At 36.4% G+C, this 14,787-nt stretch carries 12 protein-coding genes and 1 pseudogene; 5 read left to right on the top strand and 8 right to left on the bottom strand.

Translation table 11 applies throughout. From position 1 onward, the window contains the following. Window positions 1-69 precede the first annotated feature (69 nt). The 5 genes from WKF66_RS10280 to WKF66_RS10260 all read right to left on the bottom strand — a co-directional run bounded on the left by WKF66_RS10280 (window position 70) and on the right by WKF66_RS10260 (window position 6,513). Window positions 70-816, bottom strand: a complete 747-nt coding sequence (locus WKF66_RS10280) for a LytR/AlgR family response regulator transcription factor (RefSeq protein ID WP_489674357.1) — start codon at window positions 814-816, stop codon at window positions 70-72. Further along, a complete protein-coding gene (locus WKF66_RS10275; protein ID WP_489674356.1) occupies window positions 813-2,588 on the bottom strand; it encodes a sensor histidine kinase in 1,776 nt (591 codons plus the stop codon). The genes WKF66_RS10280 and WKF66_RS10275 overlap by 4 nt, the downstream gene beginning before the upstream one ends. Before the next feature lie 66 nt (window positions 2,589-2,654). Beyond that, window positions 2,655-3,809 carry a TlpA family protein disulfide reductase gene (locus WKF66_RS10270; RefSeq protein WP_489674355.1) on the bottom strand — a complete coding sequence of 385 codons (1,155 nt, stop codon included), beginning with the start codon at window positions 3,807-3,809 and terminating at the stop codon, window positions 2,655-2,657. Window positions 3,810-4,551: 742 nt separating this feature from the next. Then, on the bottom strand, window positions 4,552-4,962 hold the full coding sequence (locus WKF66_RS10265; protein WP_489674354.1) for a DUF6157 family protein: 411 nt from the start codon (window positions 4,960-4,962) through the stop codon (window positions 4,552-4,554). Between the two features lie 162 nt (window positions 4,963-5,124). Continuing rightward, window positions 5,125-6,513: a TlpA family protein disulfide reductase gene (locus WKF66_RS10260; protein WP_489674353.1), complete on the bottom strand. Its 1,389-nt coding sequence runs from the start codon at window positions 6,511-6,513 to the stop codon at window positions 5,125-5,127. A gap of 467 nt (window positions 6,514-6,980) precedes the next feature. Between WKF66_RS10260 and WKF66_RS10255 the strand changes: the two genes are divergently transcribed. From WKF66_RS10255 to WKF66_RS10240, 4 genes are all read left to right on the top strand, one after another. Beyond that, on the top strand, window positions 6,981-7,382 hold the full coding sequence (locus WKF66_RS10255; RefSeq protein ID WP_489674352.1) for a DUF6705 family protein: 402 nt from the start codon (window positions 6,981-6,983) through the stop codon (window positions 7,380-7,382). A gap of 73 nt (window positions 7,383-7,455) precedes the next feature. Continuing rightward, window positions 7,456-8,534, top strand: a protein-coding gene (locus WKF66_RS10250) for an IS3 family transposase (protein ID WP_489672741.1) whose coding sequence is annotated in 2 segments (ribosomal slippage) — window positions 7,456-7,717 and window positions 7,717-8,534 — 1,080 coding nt in all. Because the reading frame shifts where the segments join, the coding sequence is not laid out codon by codon here. 9 nt (window positions 8,535-8,543) lie between these two features. Beyond that, window positions 8,544-8,726, top strand: coding sequence for a hypothetical protein (locus WKF66_RS10245; RefSeq protein ID WP_489674351.1), 183 nt, complete (start codon window positions 8,544-8,546; stop codon window positions 8,724-8,726). A 96-nt stretch (window positions 8,727-8,822) separates the two neighbouring features. Beyond that, complete coding sequence (locus WKF66_RS10240) at window positions 8,823-9,638, top strand: abortive infection family protein (protein WP_489674350.1); 816 nt, start codon at window positions 8,823-8,825, stop codon at window positions 9,636-9,638. Window positions 9,639-9,847: 209 nt separating this feature from the next. Here the strand turns inward: WKF66_RS10240 and WKF66_RS10235 are convergent. The 3 genes and pseudogenes from WKF66_RS10235 to WKF66_RS10225 all read right to left on the bottom strand — a co-directional run. Further along, window positions 9,848-11,344, bottom strand: a pseudogene (locus tag WKF66_RS10235) (IS1182 family transposase); the annotation flags it as partial. Between the two features lie 136 nt (window positions 11,345-11,480). Next, on the bottom strand, window positions 11,481-12,782 hold the full coding sequence (locus WKF66_RS10230; RefSeq protein ID WP_489674349.1) for a DUF2268 domain-containing putative Zn-dependent protease: 1,302 nt from the start codon (window positions 12,780-12,782) through the stop codon (window positions 11,481-11,483). Window positions 12,783-12,919: 137 nt separating this feature from the next. Next, complete coding sequence (locus WKF66_RS10225; RefSeq protein WP_489674348.1) at window positions 12,920-13,093, bottom strand: hypothetical protein; 174 nt, start codon at window positions 13,091-13,093, stop codon at window positions 12,920-12,922. An 83-nt stretch (window positions 13,094-13,176) separates the two neighbouring features. On the opposite strand from WKF66_RS10225, the gene WKF66_RS10220 reads away from it, so the two are divergent. After that, entirely contained in the window at window positions 13,177-14,580 is a 1,404-nt protein-coding gene (locus tag WKF66_RS10220; protein WP_489674347.1) for a M1 family aminopeptidase, read from the top strand. Window positions 14,581-14,787: the final 207 nt, after the last annotated feature.

Below are 14,787 nucleotides of genomic sequence, written 5' to 3'. Positions count from 1 at the left end.
ACTTCGATATAATTCTTAGAATGACCTTCGTTTTCTGAGACATTTATTTCCTTTTTGCTGCGCCAATTTTTATGCATTATTATTTAACAAATGTCTTCTTTGGCGGCTCACTGGCACACTCATCTTATTATCCATAACGAGATATCCTCCGTCTGCTTTTTTAAATGACTCTATCCGATTCTTATTGATCAGCCATGATTGATGAGTTCGTAGAAATCCATAAATGGATAGGATCTGTTCATAGTCAGAAATTGATTTGGATACTATAATTGGCGCAGTTTCATTAGAAATATAGAAGCTGGTGTAGCTATTATCTGCATTACAACATACAATGTTTTCGATAAGTACATAGCGGATCTCATTCTGGTCAGCTAAGGCAATTCGTTTTTGTAAATTATTTCTTTGATGATCGTAAGATTGTAAAAGCATATCAATCTCACCAACGGACGTCTTTCTTTTATGGTTTATTTTATATACAGCTGCAATTAGTTCCTCCGGAATTATTGGCTTTAGTAGATAGTCTGTAGCGGAAAACTTTATGGCTTGTATACCATACTGATCATGCGCAGTTACGAAAATGATGTGAAAGTTATCTATTTGGAGTTGCTTCAAAAGATCAAAACCTGTTTCTTGTTTCATCTTAATATCCAGAAATAAAATATCAACTATCTGGCTATTTAGTAATTCCAATCCATCCTTGACCGAATTTGCAGTGCCAGAAATTGTAAGGTCCGGGCAATATCTTCGGATTATTGTAGACAAAGCTTCAACTGCGACTTGTTCATCGTCCACAATAAAGCAAGTGAGATTTTTCATAGTAACCAATTGTTTAGAGTAAAGGTAGCAACTGTGCCCATTTCCATTTCTACATAAGAGACATCCAGAAAAATTAACATATTTTGAAGCTTTTCGTTATAAATTGAAAGGCGTTTCCTGGTAAGCGAAAGACCGTGACCCTCCGATACTTCACTTGAATACCAAACTGAATCACCGTTGTCTATCGCCCTAATAACTAATGCATTATCTAACCTATTGACGGTAATTTTTATCATTGAAGCATGATGGTTACTACCAAATCCATGACGGATACTGTTTTCCAATATTGGCTGTAAAAGCAAGGGTGGGATGTCAATTAGGTCAGGGTCAAGATCAGGACTAATAGTTATGGTATATTGAAAAGCTAATCGTTGCTGCTCAAGTTGAAGGTAATCTTCTTCCATTTTAAGTTCTTCTTTTAAGGAAATAAATTCTTTCCTACCGCTGTCCATCACATCACGCATAAATTTAGCTACGCTACCAATATAAGCATTAGAGATATCTGGATTATTACTTCCGATAGTACCCTGAATAGCATTAAGCGTATTAAATAGAAAATGAGGATTTAATTGGCCACTAAGTAATGCAAGGTAAGTTTCGGTTTCAATATTTTTCTTAGTGAGGGCCGCTAATTTCTTCTTATTCCTCCGTTCCCTAATGTTAAATCCTATTACGATAATAGCTAAGATTATAATGGAAATGAATGATAGCTGAAACCATGGAAACTTAAATGGGCGCTTATTTACTTGAACTTCTATTGAGTGGATTGTTTCGGGTTGGCTCTGGTAACGAAGAAATATTCTTTGTCTTTTTCCATCCTTCATAGTACTTGGAAGCACCAGGAATATACCAGTTCTTGGATCTCTTGTTTTTATAGACTTCCATTCCAAGGGGTTATTCCCAAATGAATATTCTAATACCTCATTTTCCTGGAGGTTCGTAAATCTTAAAATCCCGAGTGAATTGTATTCTTTTATAAATGTGGTAGAAGAGTCTCCCTTGAAAGCTTTGAATGTGTCAATATTAAGGTTCAAAATATTTTGAAGACTGTGACCTAAATCATCATTTGTTAAAGGAATTTGATAGTAGATAAAATCTGAAGCTTTATCAACGGGACGAAAGATTGCTATTTTCCTAATGATTTCCTTTGTCTCTATCGTTCTGACAGTGATGCTTAACAAATCATCAACCTTTAGCTCAAAACTTCCGGCATGGAAGGTTTGTTCCCAAGGCGCAATAGTAGACGGATCGTCACTCCCAATTCCAAAGATGGTATAATCCTGTATTTCTTTTAGAGTGCGAATTCGTTCCCAGTTTCTGATAACACTATTATTTTGTCTAATCTCAAATTCAAGTTGTTTATAGGGTATGCCCTTAAAATTCCTTAGAAGTTGAAAGTATTTTCCATCTTTTATAAGATAGTTTGGAAGAAAAGTTATGCCAACTTTCGCATTTGATATTACATGGATATTTGTGTAGTTATTATCTGTTCCATACCGGGTTGGAAATTGGTTTTTAGATAAACGGCCGGATGCATGTTCTACGCCAGTAAGTATATAACTAAAATCAAGTTCAGCATTCAAGGCAAAATCTACCGGACAGTTATCGCAAATTTTACCATTGATATTTTTTTTGACTAGGACGGAATTAAATGGAAGTGATAGCGGTCTTTTGTTTGATACGTTTGGTTGAGCATTCGATAAGTCACCAACCAAACAAATTATGATTATCAAGAAAAACATATTTTTTAATGCATGAACTATGTTTTCCATATAGGGATTTAAATATTTTTTGCGGTTTATATTGTATAGCATTTAAAATGATAAATTAATCTGATGTTAGATTGATTTTGTCAATTCAACATTAATAAGTTGCTCTAATCTTGTCTCTATATCATCGTTAAAACCTAACTCCACAAGTTTAATCTTTCCATCCTTTCCTACAATTATTATTGTTGGGTACGCATAAAGTTTATAGTCTTTCGCAAGGTTAGCTGCTTTGTAGTATTGTGGAAAAGTAATTTGTTTTTTCTTTAAGAAAGCCTTTATCTCTTGAGAAGATGTATCTATTAGATTCACACCAATTACAGCAACATTCTGTTTGGCAAATTTTTCATGTAATTTCTGAATTTTGGGAGTCAATATTCTACAAGGCATGCAGGACATATACCAGAAATCTAATAATAATACTTTTCCTTTAAGATTGTTAAGCGTTACAATTTTACTATTGTCAAGGTTAACAGCTGAAAACATTGGAGCAGCAGAATTAATTTTAAGACTATCTGCCTCTTTTTCTTTTGTTACTACTGTTATCGAATCAAAAAAGCTAGTGACTTCCTTAGGCGCTTTAGCCAATTCTTCTATTCTAAAAGCAAAGTCATATATATCAATAGCCTGTCTTTTATTTTGGATTGTCTCACTATATTTTGTTCGACGCATCGGAAGTAACGTACTTTTATTAATCCAATGCCTGTCATAAGACTTCACATCCTGTACCTCATCTGTTTTGAAATCCCTTTTGATCCGAACCTCATCAATAACATAAAATTCTGCCAACGAAGTATCTTGAACAAATTTTAATGATGCCACGTTCTTAGAGCTAAAGCTTGAACGATCGTTGCCTAAAAGATTATATATGCTGTATTTGGCTATTTCATGCTCGCTCCAGTTAGTTGAATAGCTGAGTGAGAGGCTTTTCACTTCACGCTTAAACAATGTATCCGCTTGGATTAGCCATCGAGCTTTGTCTTCGAATGATAAGTACCAGTATGCATTCTTTTTTATTAATCCATTGATGGTTGTCTGTTCGGTTATCATCGGGTTTGGTGCCCTTAACATCGTGTCCTTGAATATTAAATTGTACTTAACGATATTTAAGTTGGCGATTTTATCAAAAGACTTTTGCATAATGGCTAGCGCATTTTTGTCGATTTCTTGTCCGAAGCAGTAATTAGCAGTTAAAATTAGCAATAGGCAGACCGTCAGGTTTTTCATATGAGTTTGTTTGTAACAAATATGGAAAACAGGTAATCGTCTTTATCATCAATATTTGAATCTGGTATTATTCTTCTTGAATCTGGTACTTGTGGAAACAATGAAAGTAACTTTACTTCACAGCGACTGCAGCTTTCAAATCTTAGATCGTAACTATGCGTAGGGGACGTATACCTTCGTTTAGTGAAATAATTGTTTTCTCTTTGCCGTACTTGATATGTAGGTTTAACAGCTAAAAGAGAAAAGGAAAGCGGTCGAAATACTATAATAGTACAGCTTTACTAAATTAATAATTTATAAGCTTCGTTTTGTGAGACCATGTACTTTTTGCCGTTCTAAGCGTTCAAATTATACAGCTAAAAGAAAAATAATATTGGATGGGGGACCATACCTTCGTTTTTGAGATAAGATGCTTAGATTACTAGTGATCTAAATATATAAAGATATAAAATATATTAACGACTTATTCGAAGTTACAATAACAGCTAAAAAACAGGTTGTTACCCTCCTTTCTTGAGACAAAATCCTGCCTTCCTAATCGCGGTTGACTAAATAATAAATATCAAGATATAAATATATAATGATATTAATATATCCCTTATGGATCTATTAAATTACAGCTAATAGAAAAATTGACATTGAATAGCTTCGTTTTATTAGACAACTACCTATTTTTGCCGTGATTTAAGATAGCTAAAAAAGTAAAGAACACATTTTTGTCTTTTGAGGCAATGTACACTTCTTACTTGCCTGATCTCGTTGCCTTTAACATTTTAATAGATTTGTTTTCTACTAATTTTCGGTATTCTTCAGTTTCTACTCCATAAATAGATACTTTTCCTTCCTCATTACAATGGATCCTGAAGCCATAAGTTTTGGCTAATGGAGAAGCCCGAAAACATGGTTGGCCTTTAGAGAAAAATAGTTCTTTAGCTTGATTTATCTCTTGCTCGAGCAAATCGTTTCTTTCTACAAAGACTTTAAAAAATATCTCATCTGATGTGAATGCATAAGGGTGACCAGTAATTAAATCGTATTGACGTTCCGCAATTGTTCGATTTGCTTTTGAGGGCGGCCTTGTCCCACAGTTTGCTTTTGAGTCTTGCGAAACTTCAATAAAAGTATCGTAGTAGTTTGTGGAGTAAACTTTCATATTTAAAAATAACAAAATTGTCGGAAAGAATGGAGAATGCATTTACTTCGACACCCCTTCGTTTTTTAAGACAAATGCCTATCCTCAACCTCCCAATCCTATCTTTTTAAAAGACCTTTTTTTGATAATGTATACTCTCAAAACTTAGGTGCAACCCTGCCCTCATAAGTCTTTAAGGGCTTTTCCAAGAAATGCAATAACGCTCGTGTCGCTTGGCGATGGTGCGCTTGTCGTTTTAAGAATGCCTTTTTTGTCTATAAGCGCATACCGTGGAAATCCCTGCCTAACACCAAAATAGGCATCAAAATATGGTAAATCAGTATCTTCTGCTTTAAGATTTACGCCATCAATTCTGTGGACATTTACCGCATTTAGCCACTGGCTCTTTGAATCATAAAAATCCAAATAAAGAAACACGATATCAGTGCCTTCAAACTTTTTTCTCAATTTAACAGCAGAGGGCATTTCTTCAAGACATGCTTTACACCAGCTTCCCCAAAAATCTACATAAACGAGTTTCCCTAAAAATTCCTCAATCTTGACTTCCTGTCCTGATATGTTTTTCAGCGTGAAGCTGACTTTTTTATTTTGCCTAAATTCTTTTTCAAACCACTTTGTGTCACTTAGTTTGGTGTACGAAGAGTTAGGGTAATCCAATTTAAAGTTTTTTCTAAGTTCTTCCAGAAGGGTTTTGTCGTCAAAGTACTTTATCAAGAACAGCGTAAGTTCTCCTTTTATCACCTCCAGTGTCCGAGGTCTCTCGGATAACACTGAATCCAGAAAAAATATCTCTTTTTTGATCAACAGGGATCTATCTGAGGTTTCCAAAGGGTAACTTTTCTTTACCGTAAATTCAGCATAGTCCAATAGGGCACTCATATATGCCTTTTGGCTTGGGTCATCTTCAAGGATATGAAAATCGCTCCAAAAGTTATAATAGTCCGGTGGTAATGCTTCAGGGATCATTGATTGTAGTAAAGGAAACTGGTTTTTCGCATATATGGTGCTATTAAGGATTTCACCTTCCATTCTTTGAATAAACCTTTCAGATAATCGATTTTGTTTACCTTCTTTTATTAGTTCCAGACGTTCATTCTGAAAGGCATTCCATTTAGAGATATAAGCACTAATCTGGTTTGGTTTATATGCAAGCGCATTTGGAATCAAATAAGGTTGCATAAACTTTGAATCAAACATAAACTTGTTTTCACCGGCAAGGCTCCCACTAAAACTCAATCCAGAGTCTGTGGCAGAAATTATTAATTCACCATTATCAATCCAAATTCTGAAAAAAGTCTTGCCAATATACAGGATCGCCTCTCCTGATTTTGATACTTTGAACACAGATACAAATTTTCCATCCTTGTCAATAATGCCTTGGTCAAGTAACTCCCCATGGTGTTCATTTAGTGCAGATTCGTTGTTGTTAATATGGAAATTAGCGCCTTTAAAAGAAGTCATGTTTCCAGTGATATTACAATCCGCATAGATATTTAAGTTACTTCCTAGGAATAGTACAAGCAATATGGCTTTAGATAGAATATTCTTCATATCAAATTCGGAGCTTAGTCTTTAAAAATACAAAAAGGTTTTTAAATGCTTACTTGTAGGAAAAATAAGAATTTGAAAACGCTCCGCCAAGTCGTTATCATAAGAGGTCAAACGTGTAAATCCGGTTCTATATTTGGCGGTTCATCAAATGGTTTACCAGGTCATTGCTGTAAGAACTAGTCGCATTAGGAAGATTATAGTTAACCCTCGTTTTCTTAAAGACCTCTTGTCTCTTTGCCGTACTTAATGCCATAAAAATTTACAGCTAAAAGAATAGGATTGATTCCTTCGTTTTATGAGATTTCCTTTGATACTAAAATAAACTTTCGTTGTATAACAATAATCAAGCTTTAAACGCTATAGTAAGCGAGAGAGCGTTAATTTAGATAGGAGGGACTATGATCACAGATCACGGTCCCTCTTTCTTTACTTCTTATGAGTAGACAAAGCTCACTAATAATGTGTATATGAAAAAATTCATCTTAATGTTTTCCATTGGTATACTATTTGGCCTAAGCGCATCAGCACAGCTTAAGGATACTGTAGAAAGTAAGGTTTTTACTGGTAATGAAAATTTAAAGGCTGGAACAGTAATCTCGGAGAAGGCATTTAGGAAATTTGCCGGAACATGGGTATATAGCAATAATGAAACACAGCTCATTCTAGAATTAAAAATCAGTTTTACAGCAACTACACAGATGATATATTCATTTGAAACATTATCAGGAGGTTACAAATTAGAAAAAAATGGCAAAACTATAATAGATGCACTTGCGACTTCTTCCATTTATGCACAAGCAGATAGAAGTAACGAAAATAAAATCATACTCAACATCAGCGATAATCGTGTAAGCTTCCCTAAAAGCTGACCATTTAAAAGTAGAATTCTCGACCAAGCGTAGCGCGGGCGATAAAAAGAATTTTTAACTTTAAATGTGTAATATGAAAAAGTCAAGATTTACGGAGACTCAGATTGTCAAAGCAATCAAGGAACATGAAAATGGTAGGAATGTTAATGAGCTATGCCGTGATTTAGGTGTAAGCACTGCATCCTTCTACAAGTGGCGTCAGCGTTATGGTGGTCTGGAAGTTAACGAACTGAAAAGGATAAAGGAGCTGGAAGATGAAAACGCCCGGCTTAAAAAAATGTATGCAAATCTGAGTCTGGTACATGAAACTTTTAAAGAAGCTGTAGAAAAAAAGCGTTAACGTCTGATGAAAAACGCGGGCTGGTGGAAGAAATGGTCAAGAAAATCAGCCATCGTCAGGCGTGTTTATGTGTAAACGTTCCTCGAAGTAGTTGTTTCTATATTCATAAGCAGAAAGATGATGATGAGATTATTGATGAGCTGAAAGTGCTCGTTGAAAAGCATGCTGTTATTGGGTTTTGGAAATGTTACCACAGATTGAGACGCAAAGGCTTTCTTTGGAATCATAAACGGGTATACAGGGTTTATACTGCTATGAAATTGAATATAAGACGGCGAGCAAGAAAACGACTTCCCGCCAGAGTAAAACAAATTCTGTCTACTCCTGAAGCCATCAACCAGGTATGGTCAATCGATTTTATGAGCGACAGCTTATGGGACGGAAGGAAATTTCGAGTACTGAACATAGTAGATGATTATAACAGGGAAATCTTGTGCATCGAGCCTGATCTGTCGTTACCAGCTCATAGGGTTGTAAGAGCATTGGAAGCGTTAGAGCAGTATAGAGGTCTACCAAGCATGATTAGAGTCGACAACGGTCCAGAATTCATTTCAGATAAGCTAGGGGATTGGTGTAATGAGAAAAAGATTACCTTGATATTTATTCAACCCGGTAAACCAACTCAAAATGCATATGTGGAACGATTTAACGGGAGTATGCGTAGGGAATTATTGAATGCTTACATATTCAGAACACTGGACGAAGTAAGAGAAAAAGCTGAAGAATGGATGTATGATTACAATAATCATAGGCCACACAAAGCACTAGGCTTTAAAACGCCAGCTGATTTGTTGCTAGATATTAGCAGCTAAATTCTACTTTTGAATGGTCTGATTTTACGGGAAGCTTACAATCGCACTTACAAGAATACTCCGTTTGAAGCGGTATTAACTGATAATAATACGCTTGTAGTTTCTGAAAGTTCGATTAAAGGAGAAGGAATTAGAAAAGATCCAAAATTAGATTTCTTTAAAAATCTAAGATTAGCCCGTAAAAAAGCTTGAGATAGCCTTCCTTTTTTAAGACAATATTACAGATGAAAGTTGCTCTAAGCTAATTCCAATAATTGCTTGGGTATCCAACTATTAGTATATTGGCGCATGGCAAACTTGTCGTTCCAGGAAAAGAAAATTATTAAAGACAACCTTGTCCAGGCCGGGTATGTTCTTAACTTTTCAAACCCTAGCTTTAACGATTTCATATACGATGTAACCGGAATGAACGCTGATGACCCGAAGTATTCAGAGAACAACTCAGGATCAAAAGGGCAACGTTTACTTAAGTTTATTGAACTTGAATCAGATTATACTGTTGGACTTTTGCTCAAAGCTCTGTTTGAAGAATTGGTTGATTTCAATAAGCAACAAGGTAAATTAAGAGATTCTAATTATTACAGCTTGTATACTAAAATCTTTGACCGTCTAATAAGTGGCGGAAATGTTCTTGAACATATTGACGCCATCCAGGCTACAAATGAAGACAAAGACTTCCATTCACTAGCGAAACTCATACGAGAGAGTATAGAAAAAAACGAGCCAGAAGCTGCGCTCGACAGATTACACACCTACACAATTAAGTTCCTGAAAGAACTTTGTGACCTTCATAAAATTACTTTAACTAAGGGGGAAACGGTTAACGCGCTGTTTGGGAAATATATAAAAGCCATCAGAGAAAAGGGCTTTCTAGAATCTGCAATGGCAGAAAAGATAGTGCAATTTAGTTTCCAAATTATGGATGCTTTTAATGACATCCGTAATAATAGAAGTTATGCGCATGATAACCAAATTCTAAATTATGATGAAAGTGTTCTGATATTCAGTAACATTTCCTCCATGGTTAAGTTTATTCAAGCAATGGAAGCAAAGAATAAGAGCAAGAAAGTTGAAGAAGCAGATTTGGACTGGGGGCAATTCTAATTTCATTCGTCTTGTAAGACACTTCTTTTCTCTAGGGCGTAGTTGATGCTGCATATTTACAGCTAAAGAAAAATGCAGGGGCCATTCCTTCGTTTTTTGAGACAAGATCTAGCATTGCTACCCAAAGTAGCCTATCATAAAACCACCGTGGCTGTTGCACAATGGCTACATTTCTTAAACATCGATTTATCAGATCATTTATTCAGGCTTTAGGACAACTGATACTGATTAACTGAAAATGCTAATAAGTACCGCTGAAAGGTGTCTATAATGACTTTTAGAAAGGTGCTAGAAGTCTTTCTTCTTCCTTTTTTCAGGTACTTCTTCAAATTGAAGGCAATTGCCGCCATCAGCATGACTTTATGGGCACCGGCTTTACCAAGTACCCCTATTTTTCTTAAACCATAGTACTGAGTCAAACTTCCAAAGACAGGTTCCACTGTACTTTGCCGGAGTTTCTTCATCTGTCTTCCTCGTTCACTTTTTTGTCTGCTGTAAGCCCTCAAATACTGCTCGTCATAAACCGTCCTGGTGATCTTTCTGCATGGTATATTTGGTACACAGGTAGATTTCATGGGGCAAACTTTGCAATCCTTGGATGCTGCATAGTAGTTTTTCAATACAGTACCATCCTTGTTCGTATGAAATCCCGTGAATGGTAAAGGCTTGTTCATTGGACAACTGTATTCATCCTTTTCCTTGTTGTAAGGAAAGCCTTCAATTTCAGGTTTATACATGCCAAATACGGGTATCCATCCGGTAACATTTCTTTGTTCAAGAAACTTGTAATTGAAGCCGTTAGAATAACCTGCATCTGCAATCAGGTCCGTCATTGATAGTTCGTTTTTCTTTAATCGGTTTTGCAACTGCATTCCAATGCTAGGGAGATACTGGCTGTCTCTGCCATCGGCGAAGTCTGCCTGAATATGCGAGATTACACCTTCTGCTGTATCCACTGCCATACTGCAGTGGTAGTTCAGTTTTCTGGCTTTGCCAGGCTTTACTGATATACGGGCATCCGGATCATGTGGATTGTAATGTGTTTTGTTGCTAAGTAACTGTGCTTTTTCGTGTGATGCCCCGGGTGCCCCAACTGGATTATCAAGCAGGTTTTGATGGCGTTTTTTAACCCGACTTAACTCGTGCTCCGGCGCAGTTATTTGCACTGAGCTAGGTGGATCATTATTCTTTTTAACTTCCTGATTTTCTTCCTCTACTTTTTTCAAGTGGTTATTAATAGAGATTACTGGTGTTTTCAATTCCACGCTTTCCATTGATGCGTTTGCTTTAACGGGCGCTGAATCTACCGCCTGAGTATGACCGGAAACCATTCCACTGTTTACACAAAGGGTAAATACCTTGTTGAATAATGTTTCGAACAGTGAGGCCGGGTAAAGCTGCCTTGTCCTGCTAATTGTTGAATGCCAGGGTAAGTCTTCGTCTATATCAAATCCAAGAAAATATAACACGTCCATTCGCATGGAGCAATGCTCCACAAGTTTACGGTCAGAGGTAATGTTCTCCAGATAGCCTGTTAGCAGAAGCTTAAAAAAGACCACTGGGTCAATTGACGGGTTTCCGGTCTTGCCATAAAGTTCTTTAGTGTCTTTATATAAAAAGCTCAGATCAAGCGTTTCGCGGAGTTTGCGGTACAGGTTTCCCTTGGGAACCCGGCTCGAGAGCTGGAAGCTGGTGAACAGCTTTTCGGTATAGTCCTTCTGCCTTGCATGCCTTTAATTTACGCATTCTGGCAATTTTATAAAAGCAGAATTTTACATTTATTGGAGTTGTGCAACAGCCACCACCATTTTTTGATAAGAATGAGGGAAGCTGTATGTAGAATTATCTAGCCTTCTTCGTGTTGAACTGAACAGTATATTCTTTAAGCGGGTATCCAGTTTTGGACTTAAATCCTTTACCAGTAATTACAAAATTATAATCTTTGTCTGGCACTAAGGCAAGCTTAACTTTGAAAGATTTTCGATCCTCGCTGAAGCCAATAATACTAGTAAGTGGGAAGTGATCTTTACCTCCTTTACCAAAAGTGATAGATTTTCCTTCTCCCATCGTTTGAGAAAAATTGAATGTTAATTCAGTTAAAGTTGTATCCACGTCAGTTTTTAAATTAATGTCGGGTGAGAGGTTTACAACAGAGGGTTTCAGGGCTTCAAAATCTTTAAGCAATTCGGTTGGGTTCAAAGGCTTGTCATAATATTTAGAAGCCGTCAAAAAATCGTTCAAAAGCTGCAAATTCTGGTAGTTCAGCTCAATAATATCTTTTATGGCCTTTCTCTTATCTGGCTGGTTTTTGTAGTAAGATTGGCAAATAGCATATCCCATAAAGTAACCTAAGTCGGCATGTGGTGCATTAGAGCCATTATACAACCAATTAGACGTTTCAGTACTGAACATTTCTAGTTTGAACAATTCCCTTAATCGGGCTTCATGTTGTCTTCCATACACAGTATAAGCACTGCTATCTATTTTTCCGGTTACTACTTCGCTAATAAAGTCTGCAGAACCCTCTCTGATACTCTGGGCAAGTAAAGTCTGTCCTTTTGGTTGTTGTTGAGTATGAACGTACTCGTGAACATTTACGCTAACTAAATTGGCTCCCTGCTGATTTTTAAAAACATTTTTTAACCAATCGCTTAATTCTGCAGCATCAGTTGTTTGGTCGGCTGTCGCAATTTCGGCTCCCACCAAAACCATATCATTTGTTGTTGTGCCACCAGACCGCAATCCTCCAATAGTGAAATACATCTTAGCAGGACGTAATTCTGGATAAAGTTTTCTAAATTGATTAATGCTTACTTCAATGCGCTTAGCATCCCTTTTAGCTTGCAAAGTGTTTTTTCTTATGCTAGTCCAAAACTTAGGATATTTATTTATAATGTGAACCCAAAGTTCTGCGTCATAATCACGCGCCTTCATAAAAGCTTGTAGTCCTTCAGATCCTTTATCTATATATAGCTTTTGCATATAATTTCTCTGAATGGCTGTGTCAATAGTGGTCTTTACACTATCATAGGCTATCCAAAAACGGTCGATATCCGATGTGTAAATTAGTGATGTCTGGATGTGTTGTGATTTAGTCAAAAGCGGAAATAAAAGGGCGAAAACTAAAAGATATAAATGCTTCATGTAATAAATTTACGGGTTTGACGAGATAATAAAAATTTTAGTTACGTGCTAAATGACCTTTCCTGAATAGGAATTATAATAATATGTCCCTAAGTATTTGAAAAGAATGAAACTGTCCTGGCTTTTCAAAATTTGATCTACCGTAATTTACTAAAAGAATCTGCAGCCACCCAACCGAAGTAAATTGGAACTTTATCATTATTCCCTCCTTTAAAAAGACGCTTGGCGGAACTGACTTTCATTGAAGCTTTACGGCAAATAATGTCGGTTTGTGCGGCAAGTCGTGCTTGCGCCAAAACTATATCCTCCATTATTCCACGGTATTTATAAAAAGAACAAACGTATACAAACCTTTATTTTAACTTGGCACTATATCAAAAGACATTAAGTAGACATGATTCTTAAGCACCTACTACTAGTTCTATTTATTCTTTCAATCCAAGCGAGCATAGCACAGGAAAAAACATCATCCCTTGGTTTTAAAAAATCTCTTTCCGAGGATCTGTCTCCTCTTATTGCCGGAAAACTGACCATCAATATGAAAGCGGGCACTATTCAGGCAAATTTAAAGCTTTCTAACTTGCCAGCACTTGATACAGCTTTCAGAATACGTCTACATCATGGCATGAACATCAAATTTATGGAGGACAGTGTCGGTTTCGTTAGATTCAACAGCAAATCATTAGGAGATGTAATGGATTATAGGCCATATCGTAGTCAAAGCTATCTTGTTTCACCTAGGACAATCCGAGTTAGCTATACTGGTGCTTTTCCAATTTATACAGACACCATGAACTTGGTGGACTATAAATCCATTATTGCATTTAATGGTGAAACCTTAAGAGCTACCGAGGAGAGCAAGTGGTATCCAGTAATATATGATACCAAACATGACCGGGAAATAGAGAAACTTAGCTATAATATTAGCGTAGACTGTCAGGATTGTAAGACGATATACATCAACGGAACTTCAGCCAAACCTGGTCCTTCTGCAAATTTTAAAAGCACAACACCGAGGGCTTTGCTCCTTTTCATGGGGAATTATAGTAAGCAGGAATTTCCCGGGAGTGATTTTCTGAATGCCAAAATGCAAGATGATATTGCTGCTGCGTTCGACCATCAAATAACCGGGATAAAAACTTTCTATGAAAAAAAATTAAAGGTTCCGTATAAAGAAAAAATTATATTTTTAGAACATAAAGCTATTCAGACTTATGGACCTAATCAATCCTGGGGCTTTGTAACTTTCCCAACCATTGCAGTGGCAGGTCTACCATTTAGCAAAACTATAGATCCAAAAACAGGAAAGTTGAATCATTTTGTAAGGTTCTCATTTTACGCACATGAACTGGCCCATTATTACTTTGGCGCTGTCTTCGTGCCTAATTCAACGCTTAGAGACTTTTTCATTGAATCGACAGCAGAATATCTTTCCATGAAAGCAGCAGAACATGAATATGGCAAAGATTCAACTAGAAGTTCTATAAAGTTTAAAAAAGGGCTGCTTGCAGAAAACAAGATCATTCCCTTATCTCAGTTTACTGATAAAGACGAAATGGATGATGCGTATCGATATGCTTATGGACCATTGGTGCTTTTAGCTCTTGAAAAAAGAGTAGGTGAAGAGAAAACATTCCGGGTTTTACAAAATGCCTTGAAAAACAAAGACCAGAACTCTAATTATGCCTTTCTCACAAATATTGTTAAAGAAGCAGGAATTCCTTTATCTGTCTGGAGGGAATTTGAAGCAAATGTTGTCAACGAAATCAATCCTGCTAAAGCATTCCGAAATCTATAGGCTACAATTCATTATTCCCTCCATTTTTAAGAGGGTATCATTAATTAGCCTGTACAGCTTTACTGCAAAAAGAGAAATCTTCGCTTTTGAGACAATTCCTAGCTTGTGCCTGGTCCTTGTATCCTCCATTATTTCACCCTTTAATGATAATCTAAAATTCAGATGCAACTTTATAATCTCAAACTTCGTCTTCTATAAAAATTGTCA

The organism is Pedobacter sp. (assembly GCF_037719805.1).
Taxonomy (GTDB): domain Bacteria; phylum Bacteroidota; class Bacteroidia; order Sphingobacteriales; family Sphingobacteriaceae; genus Pedobacter.
The sequence above is the reverse complement of the archived record's forward strand: the minus strand, read 5'-3'. Positions and strand labels throughout refer to the sequence as shown.

What these genes read in the sequence shown, in the direction of transcription:
- WKF66_RS10280 (WP_489674357.1), bottom strand. Translation starts at nt 816, where the DNA reads ATGAAAAATCTCACTTGCTTTATTGTGGACGATGAACAAGTCGCAGTT.
- WKF66_RS10275 (WP_489674356.1), bottom strand. Translation starts at nt 2,588, where the DNA reads ATGGAAAACATAGTTCATGCATTAAAAAATATGTTTTTCTTGATAATC.
- WKF66_RS10270 (WP_489674355.1), bottom strand. Translation starts at nt 3,809, where the DNA reads ATGAAAAACCTGACGGTCTGCCTATTGCTAATTTTAACTGCTAATTAC.
- WKF66_RS10265 (WP_489674354.1), bottom strand. Translation starts at nt 4,962, where the DNA reads ATGAAAGTTTACTCCACAAACTACTACGATACTTTTATTGAAGTTTCG.
- WKF66_RS10260 (WP_489674353.1), bottom strand. Translation starts at nt 6,513, where the DNA reads ATGAAGAATATTCTATCTAAAGCCATATTGCTTGTACTATTCCTAGGA.
- WKF66_RS10255 (WP_489674352.1), top strand. Translation starts at nt 6,981, where the DNA reads ATGAAAAAATTCATCTTAATGTTTTCCATTGGTATACTATTTGGCCTA.
- WKF66_RS10240 (WP_489674350.1), top strand. Translation starts at nt 8,823, where the DNA reads ATGGCAAACTTGTCGTTCCAGGAAAAGAAAATTATTAAAGACAACCTT.
- WKF66_RS10230 (WP_489674349.1), bottom strand. Translation starts at nt 12,782, where the DNA reads ATGAAGCATTTATATCTTTTAGTTTTCGCCCTTTTATTTCCGCTTTTG.
- WKF66_RS10225 (WP_489674348.1), bottom strand. Translation starts at nt 13,093, where the DNA reads ATGGAGGATATAGTTTTGGCGCAAGCACGACTTGCCGCACAAACCGAC.
- WKF66_RS10220 (WP_489674347.1), top strand. Translation starts at nt 13,177, where the DNA reads ATGATTCTTAAGCACCTACTACTAGTTCTATTTATTCTTTCAATCCAA.